The sequence below is a fragment of the Streptomyces sp. NPDC046866 genome, assembly GCF_040704625.1.
Lineage (GTDB): Bacteria > Actinomycetota > Actinomycetes > Streptomycetales > Streptomycetaceae > Streptomyces.
On record NZ_JBEYXN010000031.1, the window covers coordinates 1 to 16,934 of the forward strand.

Annotated in this window: 17 protein-coding genes; 8 read left to right on the top strand and 9 right to left on the bottom strand. The window is 75.3% G+C overall.

All coding sequences use genetic code 11. The features are described 5' to 3' along the window. Positions 1-145 precede the first annotated feature (145 nt). The 4 genes from AB0953_RS31215 to AB0953_RS31230 form a co-directional block, all read right to left on the bottom strand. Positions 146-319: a hypothetical protein gene (locus tag AB0953_RS31215; RefSeq protein ID WP_366862935.1), complete on the bottom strand. Its 174-nt coding sequence runs from the start codon at positions 317-319 to the stop codon at positions 146-148. 249 nt (positions 320-568) lie between these two features. Continuing rightward, positions 569-835: a GlsB/YeaQ/YmgE family stress response membrane protein gene (locus tag AB0953_RS31220; protein WP_366862936.1), complete on the bottom strand. Its 267-nt coding sequence runs from the start codon at positions 833-835 to the stop codon at positions 569-571. 219 nt (positions 836-1,054) lie between these two features. Next, positions 1,055-1,795 (bottom strand): 3-oxoacyl-ACP reductase family protein, encoded by a 741-nt coding sequence (locus AB0953_RS31225; protein WP_366862937.1) that lies wholly within the window; start codon positions 1,793-1,795, stop codon positions 1,055-1,057. Between the two features lie 118 nt (positions 1,796-1,913). Continuing rightward, positions 1,914-2,099, bottom strand: coding sequence for a DUF6191 domain-containing protein (locus AB0953_RS31230; protein WP_366862938.1), 186 nt, complete (start codon positions 2,097-2,099; stop codon positions 1,914-1,916). Between the two features lie 179 nt (positions 2,100-2,278). Here AB0953_RS31230 and AB0953_RS31235 point away from each other — a divergent pair, with 179 nt between their 5' ends. The 4 genes from AB0953_RS31235 (at position 2,279) to gap (ending at position 8,075) form a co-directional block, all read left to right on the top strand. Then, complete coding sequence (locus AB0953_RS31235) at positions 2,279-4,453, top strand: tetratricopeptide repeat protein (RefSeq protein WP_366862939.1); 2,175 nt, start codon at positions 2,279-2,281, stop codon at positions 4,451-4,453. 116 nt (positions 4,454-4,569) lie between these two features. After that, the gene (locus tag AB0953_RS31240) at positions 4,570-5,793 is read left to right on the top strand and encodes a M20 family metallopeptidase (RefSeq protein ID WP_366862940.1); all 1,224 of its coding nucleotides are present in this window, start codon (positions 4,570-4,572) and stop codon (positions 5,791-5,793) included. A gap of 176 nt (positions 5,794-5,969) precedes the next feature. Beyond that, the gene (locus AB0953_RS31245; protein ID WP_366862941.1) at positions 5,970-6,956 is read left to right on the top strand and encodes a helix-turn-helix domain-containing protein; all 987 of its coding nucleotides are present in this window, start codon (positions 5,970-5,972) and stop codon (positions 6,954-6,956) included. Positions 6,957-7,076: 120 nt separating this feature from the next. After that, complete coding sequence (gap, locus tag AB0953_RS31250) at positions 7,077-8,075, top strand: type I glyceraldehyde-3-phosphate dehydrogenase (RefSeq protein WP_366862942.1); 999 nt, start codon at positions 7,077-7,079, stop codon at positions 8,073-8,075. A gap of 73 nt (positions 8,076-8,148) precedes the next feature. On the opposite strand, the gene AB0953_RS31255 is transcribed toward gap, so the two are convergent. Beyond that, positions 8,149-9,366, bottom strand: a complete 1,218-nt coding sequence (locus tag AB0953_RS31255) for a glycosyltransferase (RefSeq protein ID WP_366862943.1) — start codon at positions 9,364-9,366, stop codon at positions 8,149-8,151. Next, on the bottom strand, positions 9,363-10,241 hold the full coding sequence (locus AB0953_RS31260) for a MerR family transcriptional regulator (protein WP_366862944.1): 879 nt from the start codon (positions 10,239-10,241) through the stop codon (positions 9,363-9,365). The genes AB0953_RS31255 and AB0953_RS31260 overlap by 4 nt, the downstream gene beginning before the upstream one ends. Before the next feature lie 207 nt (positions 10,242-10,448). Here AB0953_RS31260 and AB0953_RS31265 point away from each other — a divergent pair, with 207 nt between their 5' ends. Continuing rightward, a complete protein-coding gene (locus AB0953_RS31265) occupies positions 10,449-11,687 on the top strand; it encodes an FAD-dependent oxidoreductase (RefSeq protein WP_366862945.1) in 1,239 nt (412 codons plus the stop codon). Positions 11,688-11,705: 18 nt separating this feature from the next. On the opposite strand, the gene AB0953_RS31270 is transcribed toward AB0953_RS31265, so the two are convergent. Both AB0953_RS31270 and AB0953_RS31275 read right to left on the bottom strand, forming a co-directional pair. Then, positions 11,706-12,503 (bottom strand): polysaccharide deacetylase family protein, encoded by a 798-nt coding sequence (locus tag AB0953_RS31270; protein WP_366862946.1) that lies wholly within the window; start codon positions 12,501-12,503, stop codon positions 11,706-11,708. A gap of 89 nt (positions 12,504-12,592) precedes the next feature. Next, positions 12,593-12,865: a hypothetical protein gene (locus AB0953_RS31275; protein ID WP_366862947.1), complete on the bottom strand. Its 273-nt coding sequence runs from the start codon at positions 12,863-12,865 to the stop codon at positions 12,593-12,595. A gap of 314 nt (positions 12,866-13,179) precedes the next feature. Between AB0953_RS31275 and AB0953_RS31280 the strand changes: the two genes are divergently transcribed. Next, complete coding sequence (locus tag AB0953_RS31280; RefSeq protein WP_366862948.1) at positions 13,180-13,374, top strand: hypothetical protein; 195 nt, start codon at positions 13,180-13,182, stop codon at positions 13,372-13,374. Between the two features lie 163 nt (positions 13,375-13,537). Here AB0953_RS31280 and AB0953_RS31285 read toward each other — a convergent pair whose 3' ends face one another. Further along, positions 13,538-14,299: a TioE family transcriptional regulator gene (locus AB0953_RS31285; RefSeq protein ID WP_366862949.1), complete on the bottom strand. Its 762-nt coding sequence runs from the start codon at positions 14,297-14,299 to the stop codon at positions 13,538-13,540. Between the two features lie 68 nt (positions 14,300-14,367). Between AB0953_RS31285 and AB0953_RS31290 the strand changes: the two genes are divergently transcribed. Continuing rightward, a complete protein-coding gene (locus tag AB0953_RS31290) occupies positions 14,368-15,591 on the top strand; it encodes an erythromycin esterase family protein (RefSeq protein ID WP_366862950.1) in 1,224 nt (407 codons plus the stop codon). A gap of 135 nt (positions 15,592-15,726) precedes the next feature. Then, positions 15,727-16,848 carry a nucleotide disphospho-sugar-binding domain-containing protein gene (locus AB0953_RS31295; RefSeq protein WP_366862951.1) on the top strand — a complete coding sequence of 374 codons (1,122 nt, stop codon included), beginning with the start codon at positions 15,727-15,729 and terminating at the stop codon, positions 16,846-16,848. Positions 16,849-16,934: the final 86 nt, after the last annotated feature.

A 16,934-nucleotide genomic window follows, 5' to 3' on the forward strand; every position in this document is an offset into this window, starting at 1 on the left:
CGGTCTGCTGCGCGCGGTCGCGGACCAGCTGGACGTCTGAGAGGGACGGACATCCCGACGAGCCCGACGCACGCCGTGTGCGACCGACGGTGCCCTGCCGCCCCGGCTGCGAAAGCCGGGGCCTCGGCCGCGAAGGCGCGACGGGTCAGTGCTTGAAGTGGCCCTTTCCCCGCTCCTTGACCTCCCGGGCCTTTCCGCGGGCCTCCAAGGCGCTCCCCTTGGCCTCCGTGGTCTTGTTGCCCAGGACGTGCGCCGTCTTCCTCACGGTCTTGCCGACGAATTGCTCGGCCTTCGCCTTGATCTTCTCGCTGCCGCTCATGGCGTCCCTCCTCTCGTAGCGGTCCGCGTCACGGCCACCGCCCGCCCGCCAGTGGGGAGCGGTGGGGCGCCGTGGCCCGGAACGCGACCCGCAGCCCGTGGCGCAGCGCCCAGAAGGCGCCGGCCGCCGTCAGCCGCATGCCCCATGCCGTCGCCCGCAGCAGGACGCGGCGGCGGACGGCCCGGGGCGTCCATCGCCTGCTCCACCGCCGGCCCCACCTCCTGTGTCGATGCCGTCCGGGAACGAGCCTCACGAATGCCTCCGGCCGGCCACCAGGCGATAGATCGCCAGGAGGATGAGGGAACCGACAATGGCGGCGATCCACGTGGAGAGCTCGAAGAAGCCGTCAATGGAGTCGACGTGGAATATGACCTTTCCGAGCCATCCGCCCAGAAGGGCACCGGCAATGCCGATCAATATGGTCAGAATGCATCCGCCGGGGTCCCGGCCCGGCATCAGCGCCTTCGCGATGATGCCGGCGAGCAGGCCCAGAAGAATCCAACCGATGATGCCCATGGAGTTCCTCTCGCCACCGTATGTGTCCTGTGTCCATCCGTATGCACCGGCCGCGGCATTTCAAACATGGAAATGCAGACGACCGGAAATGCCGGGCGCCGGGCGCGGAAAACGCCACGCCCGAACACGGGTGGTGATCGCTCCGCGGGGCTTCGGGGCGGGCGGGGCGGGGCCGCCGCGCCGGCCGGGTCGGCTCCCGGTCCCGGCGGGAGGCAGCCGTCAGGCGGTGTAGCCGCCGTCCACGGCGAGGGAGGTGCCGGTGATGTAGCGGCCGCCGGGACCCGCCAGGTAGGCCACCGCGGCGGCGATGTCCTCGGCCCGGCCGTACCTCCCGAGGGCGGTGAGGGAGCGCTGGTGGTCCGCGGTCTCGCCGTCGGCCGGGTTCATGTCGGTGTCGATCGGACCGGGGTCCACGATGGTGGCGGTGATGCCGCGCGGCCCCAGCTCCCGGGCAAGTCCCCTGGTCAGACCGATGAGCGCGGACTTGGCGGTGGCCTGCAGGACGAAGTTCGAGCCGGGAACGCGCCCGTTGAAGCAGGATCCGATGCTGATGATCCGCCCGCCGTCGGCCATGTGCCGCGCGGCGGCCTGGGAGGCCAGGAACACCGAGCGCACGTCCGCGGCGAGCACCCGGTCCAGTTCCGCGGCGGTCACCTCCTCCAGCGGGCCGTGGGTGAGGAAGCCCGCGTTGTTGACCAGGATGTCGATGCGGCCCAGTTCCCGTACCGTCTGCTCCACCGCCTCCGCCGCGGCAGTCGGCTCCGTCAGGTCGGCCCGGACGGCCACGGCCCTGCCGCCGCGCGCCTCGATCCGCTCGGCGACCTCGCGCGCCCGGTCCGCCGCCCGGAGGTAGGTCAGCGCAACCGACGCCCCTGCCTCCGCCAGCCGCCGGGCCGTCGCCGCGCCGATCCCGCGGCTGCCGCCGGTCACCAGCGCCACCTTGCCGGTCAGGTCACTCATCGCTCTCTCCTCCGTGCACCGTTGCTGTGAGGGCGACAGGCTAGGAGTTGACACCGGTGTCAGGTTCAAGCTCGAGCCGGACCGGCGCAGCGGGACGCAAGGGGCGGGGGCGGTGCTCCTACCGCTCGGAGCCCGCCGGCCGTACGACCGCCGTTCCGGCGGCCAGGTCCACCGTCGGCCGGTTCGGCGGAGCACCGACGTCCTCGTCGTCCGGCATGACCAGGGCCGACTGCCGCTCCTCCAGCTCGTGCTGCTCGCCCGGCGACGGGCTCGCGTGCAGCTCCTCGAACCCCGTGGCCGACACCTGGCCCCGGCGAGCGCCGTTGCGCCACGGCAGCAACCCGGGCCGGCCGGCACAGGACGCCGGCCCGTGCCCGGGACACGGGCCCGGTCCGCGGTCGCGGATCGTCCGGTCAACCCCGGTACCGAAACGGCGCCCCGGGGTGAAAATGGCGGCAGGCCACGGGACGTGCGGGGGGCGACATGCCGCTGTTGCGGGTACGGGGGAACGGCCGGGCGCCCGGCTGGCCGGCCTATCTGGGGGCGGTGTGCCTCGGTGCGGTGGCTCTGGCCCTCGCCTCGCTGTGGACCAGCGGGGCATGGGCCACCGGCATCGGTGCCGCCGTGACCACCCTGTCCGGGCTGGCCGCCGAGCGGCTCCAGCCGCAGCACCGCACCGGCGCCCACCCGGCAGCGGACGCAGCCGGCCCGGCCGGACTGCTGCGCACCCCCTCGGGCCGGATCCCCTCGGTGCGCCGGGTGGACCGCCCCGAGCTGGCCGGCGCACACCCCGCGGACGGCCACCCCGCCGACGGGAGCCGGATACCCGGCGCGCCGCCCGCGTACATCCCCCGCGATGCGGAACCCCGGCTGCGCGAGGCCCTCGGCCGGGCGGGATTCGTCCTGCTGGTGGGGGAGTCCACGGCCGGCAAGTCCCGGCTGGCGCACGAGGTGGCCCGCGCGCTCTTTCCGCGGCACGCCTTCGTCCGCCCCCTGAGCCGGGCGGCACTGGCGGAGGCGTTACGGGTGGCCGCGCGCCGGCGCCGCTCGGTGCTGTGGCTGGACGACCTGGAGGACTTCCTCGGCGCGGGCGGCCTGACCGCCTCGATGCTGGCCGGGCTGTGGGCGGGCCGGCCGGGGCGGCGGGTGGTGCTGGCCACCATGCGCACCCAGGAGTACCGCCGCTTCGACGCCCGCGAGGAGAGCCGGCTGACCGGCTCCGACCGCGACGCCTGGCGCACCCAGAGGGACGTCCTCCAGCGGGCGGTGGTGGTCCGGCTCGCCCGGCACTGGTCGGCGGCGGAGCGCCGACGGGCCCTGGCCCACCGGCAGGATCCGCGCATCGGCGCGGCCCTGCGGGCCGGGGAACGCTTCGGGATCGCCGAAGTCCTCGCCGCGGGGCCCGAACTGCTCGCCACCTGGCAGAACGCCTGGGCTCCCGGGGCCAATCCGCGCGGCGCGGCCGTGGTGGCCGCCGCCGTGGACTGCCGGCGTGCCGGGCTGCGCAGGCCGGTCAGCCGGGAGTGGCTGCGCGAACTGCACGTGCCGTACCTGACGGCCCGGGGCGGCGGCGACCTGCAGCCGGAGCCCTTCGATGCGGCGATGGACTGGGCCTGCACGGCCGCCTACGCCACCAGCGGCCTGCTCGTCGGCAACTACACCCAGGGGTACGCGGCCTTCGACTACCTGCTGAACGCGCCGGGCCTGCCGCCGGTCCCGGACCACCTCTGGCAGGCGCTGATCACAAGGGTGACGCCGGCCGAGACCTACGACATCGGGCTCCAGGCCCACCAGGACGGCCGGCCGCGAAGGGCCGCCGAGGCGCTGTCCCGGGCCCGGCTGAACGGGGTGGCGGGCGCGGACTTCCTCCTCGCCATCACGGTCGGGGACGCGGGACAGCCGCGCCGGGCCGCCGCCGAGCTCGCCGGGATCACCCGGCGCCGCGAGGACCGGCTCGGCCCCCGCCACCCCGACACCCTGGCCGCCCGCCACCAGTTGGCCTACTTCACGGGCGAGGCCGGCAACCCGCACGCCGCGGCCGCCCGGTTCGCCGCCCTGGCCGCCGACGCCGCGGCGGTGCTCGGCGCCGACCACCCGGACACCCTGGCCGCCCGGCACCAGCTCGCCTACTTCACGGGCCAGTCGGGCGCCCGGGCGGAGGCCGCCCGCCAGCTGGACCGGCTGCTCGCCGACCGGCTGCGCGTCGAAGGCCCCGGCCACCCCCAGGTCCTGGCCGTCCGGCGAAGTCTGATCTGGTACGGCGCCGACGACCCCGCCCTGGCCGAGCACCGGCTGACCGAACTGCAGGCCGACGCCGAACGGTGCCTCGGCCCCGACGATCCGCACACCCTCGCCGTCCGCAGCAGCCGCGCCGCGCTCGCCGCCCGGGCCGGCCGCGCCGCCCAGGCCGCCGAGGCGTGGGAGTCGCTGGTGGCCGACCGCACGCGCGTCATGGGCTCCGACCACCCCCACACGATCTACGCCCGGCTGGAATGGGCCCGGGCCCTGGCCGCCTCGGACCGCCCCGACGACGCCCGCGCCCTGCTGACCCGGACCCTCGGCGAAGCCGGGGCACTGCTCGAACACGGCCACCGCCACCTGCGCCTCGGCCGGAACCTGCTGGCCGCCCTCCCCGCGGCGGAGCCGGGCCTGACGTGACGCGCGCCGGATCGGCGTTGTCCCCGGACGCCCCGACGACGGCCCCGTATCGTCCAGCACCACACCGCACGAACCGCCCCGACCCGCCGCCGACCGCCGCACAGGGAGAGCCATCGATGACCGTCCAGGGCGACACGACAGAGCACCCGGCCGAACTCCTGCGCGAGGCCCGCGCGCTGCTGCCGGACCTCATCGCCGTACGCCGCGCCGTGCACCGCCACCCCGAGGTGGGTCCGCACCTGCCCCACACCCAGGAGCAGGTCCTGGCCGCCCTCGCCGGACTCCCGCTGACCCTCGCCCCCGGCCGCGGCCTCAGTTCGCTCACCGCCACCCTGGACGGCGCGCGCCCCGGCCCGACGATCCTGCTGCGCGCCGACATGGACGCCCTGCCCCTGGGCGAGGAGACCGGCCTGGAGTACGCCTCACGGCTGCCCGGCGCCATGCACGCCTGCGGGCACGACCTGCACACCGCGATGCTCGTCGGCGCCTGCCGCCTGCTCTCGGGCCGCCGCCACGAACTGGCGGGGCGGGTGGTGTTCATGTTCCAGCCCGCCGAGGAGAGCGGCGGCGGCGCCGCACGCATGATCGACGAAGGCGTCCTGGACACCGCCGACGGCAAGGGCGTGGACGCCGCCTTCGCGATGCACGTCACCACCCGCTTCGAGTCCGGCACCGTACACCTGCGGCACGGCCCGACGTATGCCGCCGCCGACCAGATCCACATCACCGTACGGGGCCGCGGCGGCCACGCCGCAGCCCCGCACCGCGCCCTGGACCCGGTCCCGGTGGCCTGCGCGATCGTCGGGGCCCTGCAGACGATGGTGACCCGCAGCGTGAACGTCTTCGACCCGGCGGTGGTCACCATCGCCCGTATCGCGGCCGGCACGACCACGAACGTCATCCCCGAGACGGCCGAGCTCCACGGCACCTTCCGCACCCTCACCCCCGCCACCCGCGAGGCGGTGCGCACCGGCATCGAGCGCACCGCCCGCCACGTCGCGGCCGCGTACGGCGCCGAGGCGGAGGTGGTCCTGACCGAGGGCTACCCGCCCCTGCTCAACGACCCGGACTTCACCGCCGCCGTCCACCGTGCCGCCACCGCGCTCCTCGGGGCGGAGGCCGTGCACGACCTGCCGGATCCCGTCATGGGCGCGGAGGACTTCTCCTACGTCCTGCAGCGCGTCCCCGGCACCATGGCGGTCCTCGGAGCCCGCCCCGCCGGACTCCCGGCCGAGGGCACGCCCGACTGCCACTCCAACCGCGTGGTCTTCGACGAGGCCGCCATGGCCACGGGCACGGCGCTCCACGCCGCCGTGGCCCTCGGCCATCTGACCGGCTGACCCGAGGCCGCCGGCCACCTGCCGCCGACCGCCGGGCGACATGGAGCCGGGATGCGCTGCGCATCCCGGCCCGGCGTCGAGGGCGAGGAGCGCGGGGGACCGGTGCAACAGGGGAATTCCCCGCGGGCGCACACGGGTTTTCCAGGCGGTCCGGGCGCCCGCGTACCCTCGGTCACGTGTCCGCCTCCGCCTCCGCCTCGGCCCCCGCCCCCGCTCCCCGCCTGCACCGTGTCGCCGTCCTCGTCCTGGAGGGCGCCAAGCCGCTCGACGTCGGCATTCCCGCACAGGTCTTCAGCACCAGGGCGAGCATGCCGTACGAGGTGCGGGTCTGCGGCGCGTCGCCCGGCCCCGTGACGGGCGGCGACGGCCTGTCGTACTCCGTCACCCACGGGCTGGAGGCGCTGGAGTGGGCCGACATCGTCTTCGTCCCCGGCTACCGGTTCCCGGACCGCGACGACCCGCCGCAGGACGTGGTCGACGCGCTGGTCGCCGCCCACCGGCGCGGCGCGCGGCTGGCCGCCATCTCCACGGGCGCGTTCGCGCTCGCCGCCACGGGCCTGCTCGACGGCAAGCGGGCCACGACCCACTGGCACTACGCCCGGGCGCTCGTGGCGAAGCATCCGCTCGTCCGGCTCGACGAGAACGTCCTGTTCGTCGACGAGGGCAGTGTGCTGACCTCGGCCGGCGCCGCCTCGGGCATCGACCTGTGCCTGCACATCCTGCGCGGCGACCTCGGCGTGGCCGCCTCGAACCATGCGGCCCGGCGGCTGGTCGCGGCCCCGTACCGCAGCGGCGGCCAGGCGCAGTACCTGCCGCGCAGCGTGCCCGAGCCGCTCGGCGAACGCTTCGCCGCCACCCGCGAATGGGCGCTGCACCGGCTGGGCGAGCCCCTGACCCTCGAAGCGCTCGCCCAGCACGCGGCGGTGTCGCCGCGCACGTTCTCCCGGCGGTTCGCCCAGGACACGGGGTACACGCCGATGCAGTGGATCATGCGGGCCCGGGTCGACGTCGCACGTGAGCTGCTCGAACGCTCGGAGCGGAGCGTCGAGCAGATCGCCGCCGACGTCGGCCTCGGCACCGGCGCCAACCTGCGGCTGCACTTCCAGCGCATCCTCGGCACCAGCCCGACCGAGTACCGGCGCACCTTCACCCGGGGCGAGTAGCCGCGCCGGCACCCCGCCCGGCGAAGGGTGGCGGGATACTTTCGAACCGTGGCAATCTCGCCACTGTCGGGGCCGGACGGCACGCGCGAACCTGGTGGCGAACAGAAGGGGACACCGCTCATGACTCGCATCGCCATCAACGGATTCGGCCGCATCGGACGCAACGTGCTGCGCGCTCTGCTCGAACGCGACAGCGACCTCGAGGTGGTCGCCGTCAACGACCTCTCCGAGCCCACTGCGCTCGCGCGGCTCCTCGCGTACGACAGCACCTCCGGCCGGCTCGGCCGCCCGGTGACGGCCGAGGGCAACGCGCTCGTCGTCGACGGCCGCCGCATCACGGTGCTCGCCGAGCGGGAGCCGGAGCAGCTGCCGTGGGCCGAGCTCGGCATCGACATCGTGCTCGAAGCGACCGGACGCTTCACCTCCGCCGAGGCCGCCCGCGCCCACATCAAGGCCGGTGCGAAGAAGGTCCTGGTCAGCGCCCCCTCCGACGGCGCCGACGTCACGCTCGCGTACGGCGTCAACACCGACGCCTACGACCCGGACGCGCACACGGTCGTCTCGAACGCCTCGTGCACGACCAACGCGCTCGCGCCGCTGGCCGCCGTACTCGACGAGCTCGCCGGCATCGAGCACGGCTTCATGACGACGGTCCACGCCTACACGCAGGAGCAGAACCTGCAGGACGGCCCGCACCGCGACCCCCGCCGCGCCCGCGCCGCGGCCGTCAACATCGTGCCGACCACGACGGGCGCCGCCAAGGCGATCGGCCTCGTCCTGCCGAACCTCGACGGCAAGCTGTCGGGCGACTCGATCCGCGTGCCGGTCCCGGTGGGTTCGATCGTCGAGCTCAACACGACCGTCGCCCGCGACGTGACGCGCGAGGAAGTGCTGGAGGCGTACCGCACCGCCGCGCAGGGGTCCCTGGCCGGGGTCCTGGAGTACTCGGACGACCCGCTCGTGTCGGCCGACATCGTGGGCAACCCCGCCTCGTCGATCTTCGACTCGGCCCTCACCCGCGTCGACGGCCGCCACGTCAAGGTGGTCGCCTGGTACGACAACGAGTGGGGCTTCTCGAACCGCGTCATCGACACGCTCACCCTCATCGCCACCCGCTGACACCCGACACCGGTCCTCCCCGCCCGCGCACGCACGGGCCGGGAGGACCCGGGTGGCCCGGTGCCGCGGCGGCTCACCCGGCCAGCCGGTGCACGGCCGATACGACGGCGCCCGCTCCGTCCTCCTGGGCCATGTGCCGTGCGGCGGCCCCGGCCGCCCGCGCGTACGACGGCTCCCGCACCGCGTCCACCAGCGCCCCGGCGAGGCCTTCGGCCGTCAGCGAGCGGAACGGGACCGGCGCCGGCGCCGCGCCGATCGCGGCCAGCCGTGCGGCCCAGAAGGGCTGGTCCGCGGCCACCGGCACGGTGACCGACGGGACCCCCGCGCGCAGCGCCGCCGCCGACGTGCCCGCCCCCGCGTGGTGGACGACGGCCGCCAGCCGGGGGAACAGCAGCGCGTGCGGCACGTCGCCGATGGTCAGTACGTCGTCCCCGCCCCCGTCGGCGGCGAGCCCCGCGCTGCCCGACTGCAGGACGCCGCGCAGCCCGGCCCGCCGCAGGGCGCGCACCGCGATCCCGCCGAGGCGTTCACCCTCCCCGGCGGCCATGCTGCCGAAGCCGACGAGCACCGGCGGCGGACCGGCCTCGAGGAAGTCCACCAGCTCCGCGGGGAGTTGCCCGTGCGGGTCGGCGTACGGCCACCAGGAGCCGGTCACCTCCAGCCCGGGCGCCCAGTCGGAGGGGCGCGGCACCAGCGCCGTGCTGAAGCCGTGCAGGACGGGCCAGCCGGCCTGCTCCTGCCGCCGGCGCATCCCTACGGCGGTCAGCGCGGGCAGCCCCAGGCTCTCGCGCAGCCGGGCCACCGCCGGCTCGAAGACCCGGTCGGCCATGCGCAGCGCGAACCGCCCGGCGGCGCGGTTGCCGAACCGGCCCAGGGACCGGGTCCCCATCACGGTCGGGGCGAAGTCACCGGTCGGCGCGGTCGGCTGGAGGTACACGCCGAGGCCCGGTATCCCGGTCGCCTCCGAGACGTGCCAGCCGAGCGGGGCGGTGGTCGTGGACAGCAGGAGCAGGTCCGTACCCTGCGCCACCGCACCGGCGAACCCCTCTCCCAGCTCCGTCATGAACGCGGACGCGGCCCGCAGCAGTTCGCGCTGCGAGCGGACACCGCCGTGCGCCCGGGGGTCCGCCGGCAGCCGCCGGAACTCCAGCCCGGCTTCCGCCGCCAGGGGCGCGAAGGCTTCCGTGGCGGCCAGGGCGACCTCGTGCCCGGCGCGGCGCAGGGCGGCGCCCAGCCCGGTGTAGGGCGCGACGTCGCCGCGCGATCCGGCCGTGGCGATCAGGATCCTCATCGGTCTTTCCCCACCTGCGGTGCGTGCGGTACGGATGCGGCGGAACCGGTTCCCGCACCCGCCTCCGCGTCCGCGTCGGCGCCCGCGTCCGGGCCGGCGTCGGCTCCGGTGCGGCGGGACGCATTGGCGTGGACCGCCCCGGCCAGGTACGCGGCCAGCCCCGGGCGCTGCTGCGTCGGCGGCACGACGAGCGCGAAGGCGCGCGCGTCGACGGCGAAGTCGTCGGCGATGCGCCGGTGCATGTCAGGCGGGCAGGGCGTGAACCAGCGGGAGACGTGCAGCCGGTGGCCCTCGGCGACGTCCATGGCCCGTTCCCCGTCGGCGGGTTCGCCGTCGTCGAAGGCGGCGAGCAGCTCCGTCCGCCAGGCCGCGGCCTCGCCCATGAGCCGGCGCCAGTCCTCCTTGGTGTGCGCGGACGCCCGGGCCATCGCCTCCCGGTGCCCCCGGGAACCCTGCCACTTCAGCTGCGCGTCGGTGGCGTAGGTGAGGTCGAAGGCGATCTCGCCGAAGACCTCGAAGCGCTCCTCGGGCGTCAGGGACACGCCGGTCTGCTGGACCTCGATCGCCCGCTCGGCCACCTCGGTCAGCCGCTGCAGCCGGCCGATCTCCTCCGCCAGCTGCCGCTGCCGGGCCCGCAGGTGCTCCAGCGCGTTCGCCTGCGGATCCGCGAGGATCCGGGCTATCTCGTCCAGCGGGAAGCCCAGTTCCCGGTAGAAGAGGATCTGCTGGAGCCGTGCGAGGTCGGCGTCGTCGTAGCGGCGGTAGCCCGCCCGGCTGCGGTCTCCGGGCGAGAGCAGTCCCGTCCTGTCGTAGTGGTGCAGCGTGCGTACGGTCACCCCGGCAAAAGCCGAGACCTGACCCACCGTGTATCCCATGGACCTGCCCTTTCGTTCGTCCTCAGCCTCGAGCCTGACGCAGGGGGAGGGTCAACCCGGACGGCGGCTGCCGGGCGTGCCTGGCGCCCTTTCGGGTCCGGAGCGTGGACAGTACCGGTAGGAAGACCCCCCACGGCGACCCGGTGCAACGCGTGCGCGACGCGGGAGCGGTCCCCCGGGCCACGTCCTGGGCCTGCGGAGAAAGGGATGGCCGTGGAGCGAACGACCTGCTGCGTGGTGGGCGGCGGGCCCGCCGGCATGGTCCTGGGCCTGCTGCTGGCCCGGGCCGGCGTGGAGGTGACGGTGCTCGAGAAGCACGGTGACTTCCTGCGCGACTTCCGCGGCGACACCGTGCACCCGTCCACGCTCGCCCTGCTCGACGACATCGGCCTCGCCGAACGCTTCGCCCGGCTGCCGCAGCGCCACGTGTCCTCGGTGCAGCTGCCCCTCGCCCCGGACCGCTCCCTGGTGACGATCGGCAACATCGCAGCGCTGCACGGCCCGTACAACTACATCGCGATGGTGCCCCAGTGGGACCTGCTCGACCTCCTCGCCGACGAAGCGGGCCGGGAACCGACCTTCCGGCTGCGCATGGACACCGGGGCGACGTCCTTCCTGAACGAGGGCGGACGGGTCACGGGCGTGCGCTACCGCACCGCCGACGGCAGCACCGGTGAGCTCAGGGCCACCCTCACCGTGGCCTGCGACGGCCGCACCTCGCTGGCCAGGGAGCTGCCCGAGCTCGGGCTGCAGGGCTTCCCGTGCCCGATGGACGCCTGGTGGTTCCGGCTGCCGCGCCGCGAGGAGGACCCCAGCGGGCTCGTCGGCGCCCTGGGGGAGAGGTTCTTCACCGCGCTCATCGACCGCGGCGACTACTGGCAGTGCGCCGCGCTCATCCCCAAGGGGACCGACGCCGAGCGCCGCGCCGCGGGCCTGGAGCGCTTCATGGCCCAGTTCACCGACGCAGCCCCCTGGCTCGCCGACCGCGCCCACGCCGTCACCTCCTGGGACGAGGTCAAGCTGCTCGACGTACGCCTGGACCGGCTGCGCCGCTGGCACCGGCCGGGGCTGCTGTGCATCGGGGACGCCGCCCACGCCATGTCACCGGTCTTCGGCATCGGCATCAACCTGGCCGTACAGGACGCGGTCGCCGCCGCCCGGTACCTGGTGGGCCCGCTGCGCGAAGGCTCGGTGGGACTGCGGGACGTGCGCCGCGTCCAGCACCGCCGCTGGCCCACCACCGTGGCCACCCAGGGCCTGCAGCGCCTCGCCCACGCCCAGGTCATCGAGCCGCTGCTGGCCGGCCGGGCCGCGTTCGGCGACCCGAGGAAGGCGAAGCGGCTGACCGAGCTGGTCACCGACTCGCGGTGGCTGAACCGGCTCCCGGCCTACTTCCTCGCGTACGGCGCGCTGCGCGAGCGGCCGCCGAGGGAATCGCTGCGCTGACCCGCCGGCCTCAGGGTCTCAGGGGCCGGTCCGGGCCGGGAAGGCGAAGGTGTAGCCCTGGGCCCTGAGCCAGGGGAGGTACTGCGCGAGGGCGGCCACGGTCTGGCTGCGGTCGCCGCCGCCGTCGTGGAAGAGGACCGTGGGGCGCACGGGCAGCGTGCCCTCCACCGCGGAGACGATGGCCGGCAGGCCCGGTCGGCTCCAGTCCTTGGGGTCCACGCTCCAGCCCAGGGGCCGCATCCCGTTCGCCGCGGCTATGGCGCGGCTCTCGGGGGTGAAGGCGCCGCCCGGGGCGCGGTAGTAGGTGACCGCGACGCCCGGCACGGCCTTCTCGATCATGGCCTTGCCGTCCAGGATCTGCTGCCGCTGGTAGGCGACCGGCTTGTGGTCCATCGTCACGTCGTGGTCGACGGTGTGGTCGCACAGCTGGTGTCCGTCGGCCGCGACCGCGCGGACGAGCTCGGGGTGCTCCTGGGCGCGGGTGCCCACGATGCAGAACGTGGCCTTGACGTGGTTCTGCCGGAGCACCCGCAGGACCTGCGGGGTCCACGTGGGGTCGGGGCCGTCGTCGATGGTGATCGCGATGTCCCGGCCCGTGCCCTGGGCCAGCCGGGAGATGTCCGGCGGAATGACCGTGCGGGCCGGGCCCGACCCGGAATGCATGGCCGAGCCGGAGGAGGCCGCCGTGCGCGCGTGGCCGGCGGAGGAGTCCTCCGCCGCGGCGAGGGCCGGTGGTACGGCCGCCGCCAATAGACACAGTGCGGTCGCCGCCACTGCGGCTCCCGCCCGTCGGCGGCGCACGGAACTGCTGCTCATGCCCATGGGCGCGTTCTTCCTCCACGATCGGTTCCCCCGATCGACGCTAGGGAGCCCCTCCTGCCCCGGTCAAGGAAGGGTGGGACTCCTCACATGCCGCGGATCGGGCGATTCGGGCGGAGCGACTGCGGCGCCGGCCCGTCCGCGGCCTCGAAGCGGACGCGGACCGTCAGGCCCCCGACCGGCGCCGGGCCCGCCTCCGCCTCCGGGCGGGCGCCGTGGGCGCGGGCGATCGAGGCGACCGGGGAGAGGCCGAGGCCGGCGCCCTCGCCCGCCCTGTGGCGGGGCTCGGCCCGGCGCCGGAACGGCTCCGGCAGGCGGGGCGCGTCCTCCCGGTCGATCACCGGCCTGGTGCTCGACACCGTCAGGCCGCCTCCGGCCGGGCCCGGCGCCGCGGCCACCTCGATCCGGCCGCCCGGCCGGTTGTGCGGGGAGCCGCTCCCGGATCCCGGGCCACCTTCTCGGGCGGCGGATCCCCGGCCCGCCCGGTCTCGGCCGCCGCCCGCTGCACGGCCAGAGGCGGGCGCCAGGTGTCGGCCGGCCGCTTCAGCCCGCCCGGCGGGGCCTGGAGGCCGATCCGGCATCTGAGGGGGCCGCAGCCGGCGGGGGGAGCGGTCGACCGGCCGCCCGGGGGCCTGGGTGGCGCCGTGGCCGGCGGCGACGTAGACCTGGTGGCATGAGCCAGGAGAAGACGTCGTGGCACCCGGGGGAGATCGTGCCCTCCAGCGGCATCTACGAGTGCGACTGCGGCGGCGAGCACCACTGGAGCACCGATGTGAAGGGCCACCGGTTCCCGCCGCTGCCGGACGTGTGCCTGGGCGAGTACTGGACGCTGAGGACGCAGACCCACCCCGAGGCCGACGCCGGCTGACGGACCGGGGCGCCCCCCGCCGACCCGTTCCCGGCGGCAGCCCCGGCTGCGCTGGACGCGACCGGGCCGCGGCGCGACGATGCGGGAGCCCCTGCACGGGGCATCGGCACGGCCAGGTGAGCGCCCCTCGGCTCGACCCCGCGTCCGTGGCGCCGCCCGGCCCTCACCCGCGCGCACGCAGGTACGCCTCCAACGCGGCGGCCCCGCTCAGCAGGGCCCGCCCGCGGGCGGACAGCCGGCCGTGCCAGTCGGCCAGCGCCGTCTGGAGCGGCTCCAGACCGCCTGCCGCCCGGACCTCGGTGATCAGCGGGGCGATCTGCTCCAGCAGGTAGCCGCCCCGCCTGAGCTGCTGGACCAGCCGGGCATCGCGTACGTCGGCCTCGTCGTAGACGCGGTACCCGGTGAGCGCGTCGCGGCGCGGGCGCACCAGCCCGGCGCGCTCCCACGCGCGCAGGGTCGCGGGCCGGATGCCGAGCCGTCGGGCCAGCGGCCCGATGAACGTGCCGCCGGACTGGGCGGACCCGGCGGAACCGGCACGTGCGCCTGCCCCCGCGCCCGCCCCGGCCCCCGCACCGGGCTCCAGATCGCGCAGGGCGGCTTCCACGGCCCCCAGGGTCCGCCGGTCGTCGAGGAGTTGGACGTGGCTCTCGTCGACGAGGCGGAGCGCCTCCTCCGTCGCGCCCTCGTTCACGGCCCGCATGATCGCCGTCGCCGCCCGGTGCCCGTGGCCCGGCACCAGGGCGAGGAACGCCCGCAGGGCCCCCGCGTGCAGCGGGGTGTAGGTGCGGTGGCCGTGGGCCGTCCGCCGGGCGGCCGGAAGGATGCCGGCCTCCTCGTAGTTCCTCACCGCCTGCGTCGACAGACCGTGCCCGCGCGCCAGATCGACCGGCCGGAGCCGCTCCCCGCTTTGAAGTTTTCTCCCCATGCGGCCGACGATATCGGCCCGCTGACCGCCGAACCTTCAACCGGGGGTTCAACGATAGCGTTGAAGGCATGGCGACCGACATCAAGGACACCGCCCGTGCCGTCGACGCTGCCTCCGTCATGGGGCTGCTGCCGACCCGACCCCGACTGCTCGCCCTGGGCGAGCCCACCCACGGCGAGGAGACCCTGCTCGGCCTGCGCAACGCGCTCTTCCGGCAGCTCGTCGAGCAGGCCGGCTACCGGACCATCGCCATGGAGGTCGACTGCATGAAGGGCCGGGTCGTGGACGATTACGTCACCTCCGGCACCGGCACGCTCGAGGAGGCGATGGAGCACGGATTCAGCCACGGCTGGGGCGCCTTCGCCGGCAACCGGGAGCTCGTGCGCTGGATGCGCGCGTACAACGACGGCCGGCCCGCGCCCGAGCAGCTCCGCTTCGCCGGATTCGACGGCCCGCTGGAGATCACCGGCGCCGAGAGCCCCCGGCAGGCCCTGACCGCACTCCACGACCACCTCGCGGCCCACCTGGACCCGGACCTCCTCCCCTGCACCCGGGACGCGCTCGACGCCCTGCTCGGCACGGACGACCGCTGGACCGACCCCGCCGCCATGAGGGATCCGGGCCGGTCCGCAGGGCGGTCGGACGAAGCCCGCCGGCTGCGGCTGCTCGCCGATGACCTGACGGCGCTGCTCGACCAGCAGGCTCCGCACCTCCTCACGGCGGCCTCGCCCGAGGAGCGGGAGCGGGCCCACCTGTACGCGCGCACCGCCACCGGCCTGCTGCGCTACCACCACTGGATGGCCGACACCTCGCCGGCCCGCCTGGCCCGGCTGGTGAGCGCACGGGACCAGATGATGGCCGACAACCTCCTCGCCCTCGCCGCCCGCGGCCCGGCCCTCGTCCACGCCCACAACTCCCACCTCCAGCGGGACAGGAGCACGATGCGGATGGGCGGAGCGCCGCTGCACTGGTGGGGCGCCGGCGCCCTGGTGGGCGCCCGGCTCGGCAGCGCGTACGCCTTCGTGGCCACGGCCCTCGGCACGATCCGGCACCGCGGAGTGGACGCCCCGCCGCCGGACACCGTCGAGGGCCTCCTCTACGCGCTCCCCGGGGACCACCACCTGGTCGACCCCCGGGGCCTGGCCGCCGCCCTCGCCCCCGCACCTCCCGCACACCGCACGTCCCCCTGGTTCGGCTACGCCCCCCTCGACCCTGCCCACCTGGCGCACGTCGACGGCCTGGTGTTCGTCAGGGACAGCGGCGGTGAGGGCGGTCAGGCCGCTTCGGCGTGACCACCGGTGGGCGATTGTCCGGATTTCGATCCCTGTAGGGGGAACACACCACCGCTTTCCGCGAGTTCACCGAGGGGAACCGGGGCGGGTCCGCACGACCCGCCCCGGAAGACAGATCATGGGCAAGGAGACACCGTGCGCATACTCTTCACCGGACCCGCAGCGGCCGGCCACCTCTTCCCGATGGTTCCGACGGCGCAAGCGCTGCGCGCGGCGGGCCACGAGGTGCTGTTCGCAGGTTCGCAGCCGCTGGCCCAGCTCCGCCAGGCGGGTTTTCCGATCGTCGAGATCGGTGACGGCCGCACCGTCCGGGAGGTGTTCGAGCAGTCGACCGGTGAGGAGGTGCGGTACGTCGCCCACGACATGACGACGGACCAGATCCTGGACCGGGCGGCCCACGGCTTCGCCCTGGTCTCCCGGCCCACGGTAGAAGGCCTGCTGGACGTCGCCGACGGGTGGGGCGCGGACCTGCTGGTCTACGACTCCTTCCAGGCCTCCGCCCCGCTGGTCGCCGCCAAGTTGAAAATCCCGTCCGCGATCCAGAACTTCGGCGTCACCTCCGGCCTCGACATGGTCGGCCGGATCGCCGCGCACTTCACCGAGGCGTACGAGACGTACCAGGTCGCCGGCCCCGCCGCGCCGACCCCGCTGAACATCGTCCCCGCCTCCCTCGGCGGCGACCCGGGCGGCCTGCGCATGCGCTACGTCGCCTACAACGGCGGCGGCACCATCCCGGCCGGGCTGCTCCGCCGCGGCACCCGCCCGCGCGTGGCCGTCACGCTGGGCACCGTGCTGACCGAGATGGACGGCGTCCGCGCCATCGTCCGGCTGATCGAGGCCGCCGCGTCGGTGGACGCCGAGTTCCTGCTCGCCGTCGGCGACGCCGACCTCGCACCGCTCGGCACCCTCCCGGACAACGTGCGCCCGCTGCCCTGGGTCCCGCTGGCCGAGCTGCTGACCGCTTCCGACGCGCTGATCCACCACGGCGGCTCCGGCACCCTGCTCACCGCCCTGCAGGCCGGTCTGCCCCAGCTCCTGCTGCCCCAGGGCGCCGACCACTTCGCCAACGCCGACGCCCTCACGGCGACCGGCGCCGCCCTGCGCTCCGCCTCCGAGGACGTCGACGCCGCGCTGCTGAACCGCCTGATCGGGGACGCGGAGCTGCGCGAGGCCGCTGCACGCCTTCAGGCCGAGAACGCGGCCCTGCCGACCCCGGCGGCATCGGTCCCCGCCCTGGAGGCCCTGGCCGCTTCCTAGGCCCGGCGAACCCGGCGCGGCGGCCGGGTTGCCCCTGGGGGTGCCCGCGAGGCGGTGTGCGGCCCGGCTGCACGAGGGGGGTCACC